General features: G+C 70.7%; 8 protein-coding genes. 6 read left to right on the forward strand and 2 right to left on the reverse strand.

The window, feature by feature from the left end:
- A partial coding sequence (locus Q7T09_RS03635) for a TetR-like C-terminal domain-containing protein (protein ID WP_304697707.1) occupies positions 1–272 on the forward strand: 272 nt, incomplete at its 5' end.
- 14 nt (positions 273–286) lie between these two features.
- Here the strand turns inward: Q7T09_RS03635 and Q7T09_RS03640 are convergent.
- The gene (locus Q7T09_RS03640) at positions 287–838 is read right to left on the reverse strand and encodes a hypothetical protein (RefSeq protein WP_304697708.1); all 552 of its coding nucleotides are present in this window, start codon (positions 836–838) and stop codon (positions 287–289) included.
- 465 nt (positions 839–1,303) lie between these two features.
- Between Q7T09_RS03640 and Q7T09_RS03645 the strand changes: the two genes are divergently transcribed.
- The 5 genes from Q7T09_RS03645 to Q7T09_RS03665 are packed head-to-tail and all read left to right on the forward strand — an operon-like array spanning position 1,304 to position 6,096.
- Positions 1,304–2,281: an ATP-binding cassette domain-containing protein gene (locus Q7T09_RS03645; RefSeq protein WP_304697709.1), complete on the forward strand. Its 978-nt coding sequence runs from the start codon at positions 1,304–1,306 to the stop codon at positions 2,279–2,281.
- Positions 2,271–3,068, forward strand: coding sequence for an ABC-2 family transporter protein (locus tag Q7T09_RS03650; protein WP_304697710.1), 798 nt, complete (start codon positions 2,271–2,273; stop codon positions 3,066–3,068). The genes Q7T09_RS03645 and Q7T09_RS03650 overlap by 11 nt, the downstream gene beginning before the upstream one ends.
- Positions 3,065–3,844: an ABC-2 family transporter protein gene (locus Q7T09_RS03655; protein ID WP_304697711.1), complete on the forward strand. Its 780-nt coding sequence runs from the start codon at positions 3,065–3,067 to the stop codon at positions 3,842–3,844. The genes Q7T09_RS03650 and Q7T09_RS03655 overlap by 4 nt, the downstream gene beginning before the upstream one ends.
- Positions 3,845–3,885: 41 nt before the next feature.
- Complete coding sequence (locus Q7T09_RS03660; protein ID WP_304697712.1) at positions 3,886–4,917, forward strand: FAD-binding oxidoreductase; 1,032 nt, start codon at positions 3,886–3,888, stop codon at positions 4,915–4,917.
- Positions 4,918–4,926: 9 nt separating this feature from the next.
- On the forward strand, positions 4,927–6,096 hold the full coding sequence (locus tag Q7T09_RS03665; RefSeq protein WP_304697714.1) for an acyl-CoA dehydrogenase family protein: 1,170 nt from the start codon (positions 4,927–4,929) through the stop codon (positions 6,094–6,096).
- 15 nt (positions 6,097–6,111) lie between these two features.
- On the opposite strand, the gene Q7T09_RS03670 is transcribed toward Q7T09_RS03665, so the two are convergent.
- The coding region (locus Q7T09_RS03670; protein ID WP_304697715.1) for an energy transducer TonB at positions 6,112–6,696 on the reverse strand (585 nt) is incomplete at its 5' end.

Genomic DNA, 6,696 nt, shown 5'->3' on the forward strand with positions numbered 1-6,696 from the left:
CGCTCTACAGCCTGATGTTCGATCCCGCCGCCCTGGCCGATCCCGAGGTGGCCGCGGCCCGCGACCGCGCCTTCGCCGTCATCGAGACCGCCATCGCCGAGTCCCCCAACCAGCAGGAGCGGGACCCCGACCTGATCCACAAGGTGGCCCTGGCGGTCTGGGCCTGCGGCCATGGCGCGGCCTCGATGATGCTGGCCGACCCCGCCGACACCGAGGGCGGGTTGATGGAGGACGTGATCCAGGGCCTGGAGGCCCTGTTCCGCCGGCGCTGAGATGCGGCGACGAGTCAGCGGTCCGTCGCGGCCCGATCGCGTAGGTACTTGCCGGAGACGTAGGTCTCAAGGCCCTTGCCCGCATCCAGTTCGAAGTGCTCGCGGTACGCGTTCGGGCCGGCGAACTCGTAGGTGTAGCGGGCGCGCCAGCCGGCAGGGACGTTCTCCAGGTGCTCCGAGACCATGACGACCCAGCGGTCTCGGCTGCGGTCCAGGTCTTGGGCGTAGGTGGAGACGAATCCGAGGCTGTCGAACTGCCGCAGCATGAGGCGCTTGCGGGCGGTGTCGTAACTCCAGACGTCCAGACTCGTATGGACCTCGCCGGTCTTGTTCCTGTCCTGCGGGGGATAGACCGAGCGCCCCTCGACCATGATGAAGTGGCCGGCCTGGATACGCGTGGCGTGCCGGGTCGAGGCCGATGTTCCGGGCTGGCCTTCGCCGACTCCCGTCCAGTCTCCCACCAGGGCGGCGACGGGCGCGAGGCGGTCGGTGGGCGGCGCCTGGGCGTGGGCTGGCGCGGCCAGGCAGGCCAGGGCGAAAAGAAGCGTGCGGGCGATGGCTTTCATGGGGCCTCCAATCCGAGGAGCCTAGAGCGTGACAGCCTGAAGCGGGTGTCGGTTCCGGCGCCCGTCACGCTCTAAACCTAAGACGACGAGCCTGGTCCGGGGCGTCGTCCGCTCCAACCCGCCCGACACGACCAGGGGGGCCAGGGCCGGGGCGCCGAACGCGTGGCTGACGAAGGCGGGCGTCATGTCGCGAGTTTAGCAGGGGAACGGCGATAGGGCAGCGCGAGGCATGAGCGTGCGCGAAAGCCACACATAGCGCAGCTTCGTTGCGCCCCGGTTGTGAAATGCGGAATCGCCGTCTAGACATGACGCCGTTCCGCGAACCTGTTCGCGCGCTTCAACGACCTGAGACGATGACCAATCTGTTTGGCCAGATGCCGTGCGGCAATGAGCTCTACCGGGCTCCGACGCCGCTTACGTGCTCCTCGCCAGACCCATCGACCCTCTCAGAAATCGAAGCCCGCCATGTCCGCCGTCATCACCGTCAAGTCGCTCTCCAAGGCCTACCGCTACGCTAGGCGGCGCGGCGGCTTCTTCGAGGCCTTCTCCCCCGAACATGTGATCGTTGAGGCTGTGGCCGGCGTCGATTTCGAGATCGGGGCGGGGGAGCGGGTGGCCATCATTGGTCCCAATGGCGCGGGCAAGTCCACGACCCTGAAGATGCTGTCGGGCATACTGGAGCCGTCCTCGGGCGAGGCCAGCGTGCTGGGCCTGACACCCTGGAAGCAGCGCAAGGCGCTCGCCTACAAGATCGGCGTGGTGTTTGGCCAACGCTCCCAGCTCTGGGGCGAACTGCCCGCCCGCGAGAGCTTCGCCCTGCTGCGTCACATCTATGACCAGGAGGCCGCGCCCTTCGCCAAGCGGCTGGGCGAGCTGACCGAACGGTTCGCGCTCGCCGACCTGCTGGACCAGCCGGTCCACCGCATGTCGCTGGGCCAGCGGATGAGGTGTGAGATCACCGCCAGCCTGCTGCACGGGCCGAACCTGCTGTTCCTGGACGAGCCCACCATCGGCCTGGACGTGACGGCCAAGGCCGCCATCCGCGACTTCATCCGCGAGCATGCCCGCGACCATGGCCAGACCGTGCTGCTCACCAGCCATGACACCCGCGACATCGAGCTGGTCTGCGACCGGGTCATCGTCGTCAACCAGGGGCGTATCGTGGTGGACCAGCCCACCGACCAGCTCCGCCGCCGGTTCCTGGGGCGCAAGATCATCACCTTCCAGTCGGCGGGGCAGGGGGTTTCCCTGGACCTGCCCGGGGTGACGCGGCGGGCCTCGGAGGCCCACGCCACCATCCTGGAGGTGGACACCCGCCTGACCCGCGTGGAGCAGGTGATCGCCGCGGCCCTGGCCGACGGCGGCATCGAGGACGTCACCATCGAGGATCCCCCCATGGAGGAGGTGATCGCCGAAATCTACGCCTCGACCCATGCGGCGTGACCTGACCGCCGCGGCCCAGGCCCTGCGGATCGGGGCGGGCCAGGGCCTGGCCGGCTGGACCGTGCTGGCCGGGCGCTGCCTGTTCTACGTCCTGATCATGACCGTGCTCTCGGCCCTGTGGGACAAGGTGGCCGCCGAGCCCGTGGCCGGCGCCATTCCCCTGCCGAAGGGGGACCTGGTGCTCTACGTCCTGGCGACGGAGTGGATCACCCTGGCCCTGCCCTCCGTCCATCTGAGGTTCGAGGACGACATCCGCTCCGGCGGCCTGGAGCCGCACCTGCTGCGGCCCAAGTTCTACCTGCTGCAGAGCCTGGCCCAGAGCCTGGGCGGAACCCTGGTGCGCTTGGCCGCCCTGGGGGTCACCGCCGTGGCCTGGCTGGCGGCCACGGGGCGGGCGGGACCTCCGCCGGCGGCCTATCCCTATCTGGCGGTGCTGGGGGTGCTGGCGGTGACGGTAGGCATGCTGCTCTACGCCACGGCCGGGCTCTGCGCCTTCTGGGCGCGGAGGATCCTGCCCTTCCAGCTGGTGATCCAGAAGCTGATGTTCCTGCTGGGCGGGCTCTTCGCCCCCATCAGCCTCTATCCCGACTGGCTGCGGAAGATCGGCGAGGTCACCCCCTTCGCCGCCCACCTTTACTGGGCCGGCATCCAGGCCCTGCACCCGTCGGGGACGATGTTCCTGAAGGCGGCGGCCTGGCAGGTGCTGTGGATCGCGCTGCTGTCCTTGCTCTGCGTCGCCCTGTGGCGGGCGGGCCTGGCCAAGGTGTTGCGGGAGGGCGGGGTATGATCGGCTCGCTGCGCCTCTATGCCGCCCAGTCGGCGGCGGCGATCCGCACCTCCTTCTCCGACCGCGGCAACTTCGCGATCCAGGTGGGCGGCATGCTGCTGAACGACGTCTTCTTCCTGACCTTGTGGGTGCTGTTCTTCGCCGGCTTCCGGTCGATCGGCGGCTGGGGGCTGTCGGACATGGCCCTGCTGTTCGGGCTGACCATGTCCGTGGTGGGCGTCTCCGGGGTCTTCTTCGGCGGCTATCGCGACATGGCCGCCACCCTGCTGCGCGGGGAGCTGGACGCCCTGCTGACCCAGCCCAAGGGCCTGATCTCGCGCCTGCTGGTCCGGGAGAGCATCGCCACGGCCTGGGGCGACCTGGCCGGCGCGGTCTTCGTGCTGGCGGTGTTCGCCAAGCTGTCCTGGTCGGACCTGCCCGTCTTGCTGCTGGGGATCGCCGCGGGGACGACCGTCTATGTCAGCGCCGCCATCAGCTTCGCCAGCCTGGCCTTCTGGGCCGCCGGGGCCCGCAGCTTCGCCCGCGACCTGACCGACTTCACCCTGCTGTTCTCCAGCTATCCGGGCTCGATCTATCAGGGGGCTGTGAAGGCCATCGCCTTCACCATCCTGCCGGCCGGCTTCGTGGTCCTGGCGCCCATGGGGATGGTGCGCCATCCCAGCGGTGAAACCCTGGGCCTGGTGGCCTTCGGGGCCGTCCTCCACGCCGGGATCGCCGCGGCCCTGTTCAATCTCGGCCTGGCCCGCTATCGGCGCGGCGCCTCGCCCTCGATGTGAGATTTGCTTGATTTCGAGGCCGAAGCCCGTTGGTTAGGCCCATGAACCGCAAGCCGAGGATCACGGTCGCGGGCGCGGGCGCGCTCGGCCTGACCACAGCGCTCGCCCTGGCCGACGCCGGGGCGCAGGTGGCGGTCTATGATCCGTCGCCGGAAGGAACCAACGCCTCGGCGGTGGCCGCCGGCATGCTGGCGCCGGTGTTCGAGGCGGTGCTGGACGCCGCCGCCGCGCCCCACTTCAGCCTGTTGCTGGCCGCCCGCGACCTGTGGCCGGCCCTGGAGGCCCGTATCGGCATCACCGTCGACCGCGCCGGCGCCCTGGCGGTGGGGGAGGCCGACTTCCTGCATCGGGTCGACGCCGGGGTCCGCAGGCTTGGCCTGCACCCCACGGAGATGCCGCGACAGGCCATGGTGGACCTGGCGCCGGGCCTGGCGCCCGACTGGGGCCACGGCCTGCTGACCCGCGAGGACTGGCGGATCGACGCGGCGGCGACGCTGGCGGCCCTGCGCGCAGCGGGAGAGGCCGCCGGCGTCACCTTCCACCCCCGCGCCGCCGACGGCTTCGAGGGCGGCGAGCGGCTGGTGATCGCCACCGGTATGGGCCGCGAGCTCGGCGTGATCGCGCCGTCCCTGGCGCGGCTATCCCCCATCAAGGGGCACATCCTGCGGGTCGCAGGTCCGGCCTATGACGGCGTGGTGGTGCGGGGCGAGGGCGCCTATGTCACCGCCGACGCCGGGGGCATGACGCTCGGCGCCACCATGCAGGCCGGCGCCGAGGACCTGGCGGTCGAGCCCGATCGGGTGGCCGCCCTGATGGCGGCTGGAGCCAAGCTGTTCCCCGCGGTGGCCGGCGCCCAGGTCGTCACCCGGACCGGGGTCCGGGCCGCCACCCCCGACGGCCTGCCCATGGTGGGCCGCGGCCGCCACCACGGGGTCCTGCTGGCGGTCGGTGCGCGGCGCAATGGCTGGCTGCTGGCGCCCCTGGTGGCCAGGATCATCACCGCTTGCGTGACGGAGGGGGATGTTGGCCCCTATGCCGCCCGCCTCGATCCGGGGCGGTTCGGCAATATCTAGAGAGGGCTCATGAGCGGCTTCTGGCTGAGCGACGAGCAGCAGGCGATCTTCGACAGCGTCGCCCGGGTCTGCGCCGACTTCGACGCCGAGTACTGGCGGCGCACCGACGACACCGGCGAGTTCCCGGAGGCCTTCGTGGCCGCCATGGCCGCGGGCGGCTGGCTGGGGACGGCCATGCCGACGGAGCTGGGCGGGGCGGGCCTGGGCCTCACCGAGGCGGCGATCATGATGCAGGCCGTGGCCCAGTCCGGGGCGGGGTTCTCCGGCGCCAGCGCCCTGCACCTGAACATCTTCGGCCCCATGCCCATCGCCAAGTTCGGCTCCGAGGCCCTGAAGGCCAGCGCCATTCCCCGGCTGATCTCGGGCGAGGACAAGATCTGCATCGGCATCACCGAGCCCGACTCCGGCCTCGACACCACCAGCCTCACGACGCGCGCCGTGCGCACCGACGACGGCTATGTGATCACGGGCCGCAAGGTGTGGACGACCATGGCCCAGCGGGCCAACAAGATCCTGATCATCGCCCGGACCACGCCCAAGGATCAGGTGCGCAAGGCCACCGAGGGCTTAAGTCTATTCTACACCGACTTCGACCGCGCCAAGATCTCGGCCACGGTGATCCCGAAGATGGGCCGCAAGGCGGTGGAGTCCAACAGCGTCTTCATCGACGCCCTGGAGGTCCCGGCCGGCGACCTGATCGGCGAGGAGGGGCGCGGCTTCTACTATCTGCTGGAGGGGCTGAACCCCGAACGAGTGCTGTTCGGCGCCGAGGCCGTGGGCCTGGGCCGGGCGGCGCTGGCCAAGGCGGCGACCTATGCCAAGGAGCGGATCGTTTTCGGCCGGCCCATCGGCCAGAACCAGGGGGTGGCCCACCCGCTGGCGCGCTCCTGGGCCGAGCTGGAGGCCGCCAACCTGATGGCCTTCAAGGCCGCGGCCCTCTACGACGCCGGCCGCGACTGCGGGGCCGAGGCCAACGCCGCCAAGTACCTGGGCGGCGAGGCGGGCTTCAACGCCTGCGAGGCCGCGGTCCTGGCCCACGGCGGCATGGGCTACGCCAAGGAATACGACGTCGAACGCTACTTCCGCGAGGTGATGATCGCCCGCATCGCCCCCATCAGCCGCGAGATGGTGCTCAACTACATCGCCGAGCGCGTGCTGGGCCTGCCCAAGAGCTACTGAACAGGCCCAACTCGCTCAGTTCCCCAGGTCGAACCGGATCGGGATGCGCACGATGGCGCCGTCCACCGGCTGGCCGTCGCGGGTCTGGGGGCTCATGCGGAAATAGGCCGCGAGCTTGAGCGCCGCCTGGCCGAAGCCGGCGTTGTCGGGGCTCTCGCCGATCACCTGGCAGGCGCTGACGGCGCCGTCGCCGCCCACCAGGCAGGCCAGGGTCGCGCCGCCCTCGATGTTCCGGCGCATGGCGCTCTCCGGATAGAAGCGGGCGAACTCCCGGGCGCCCGGCTTGCGCAGCCAGGTCGGCGAGGTGATCACCGGCGGCGGCGCCGGCAGGTCGATGACCTTCGGCGGCGCCACGGTCTGGGCGATCGTCGTGGGCGGCGGCCCGGTCTCGATCACCGTGGGCGGGGTGGGCGGCGCGGAGATCGTGGCCTCGGGCGTCACGTCGGGGCGGGGGGTTTCGTGCAGATTGATCTCGGGCTTGGTCTCGACGACCGGCTTGGCGGGCGGGGTGTAGATCTCCACCTTGAAGCCCGGATCGGGGGCGACGACCGCCGGCTCCGGCGGGGCCTGGAACCGCTGGACCGCCAGGTAGGCCGCCAG

The organism is Phenylobacterium sp. (genome assembly GCF_030645195.1).
Classification (GTDB): domain Bacteria; phylum Pseudomonadota; class Alphaproteobacteria; order Caulobacterales; family Caulobacteraceae; genus Phenylobacterium.

What these genes read in the sequence shown, in the direction of transcription:
- Q7T09_RS03640 (WP_304697708.1), bottom strand. Translation starts at nt 838, where the DNA reads ATGAAAGCCATCGCCCGCACGCTTCTTTTCGCCCTGGCCTGCCTGGCC.
- Q7T09_RS03645 (WP_304697709.1), top strand. Translation starts at nt 1,304, where the DNA reads ATGTCCGCCGTCATCACCGTCAAGTCGCTCTCCAAGGCCTACCGCTAC.
- Q7T09_RS03650 (WP_304697710.1), top strand. Translation starts at nt 2,271, where the DNA reads ATGCGGCGTGACCTGACCGCCGCGGCCCAGGCCCTGCGGATCGGGGCG.
- Q7T09_RS03655 (WP_304697711.1), top strand. Translation starts at nt 3,065, where the DNA reads ATGATCGGCTCGCTGCGCCTCTATGCCGCCCAGTCGGCGGCGGCGATC.
- Q7T09_RS03660 (WP_304697712.1), top strand. Translation starts at nt 3,886, where the DNA reads ATGAACCGCAAGCCGAGGATCACGGTCGCGGGCGCGGGCGCGCTCGGC.
- Q7T09_RS03665 (WP_304697714.1), top strand. Translation starts at nt 4,927, where the DNA reads ATGAGCGGCTTCTGGCTGAGCGACGAGCAGCAGGCGATCTTCGACAGC.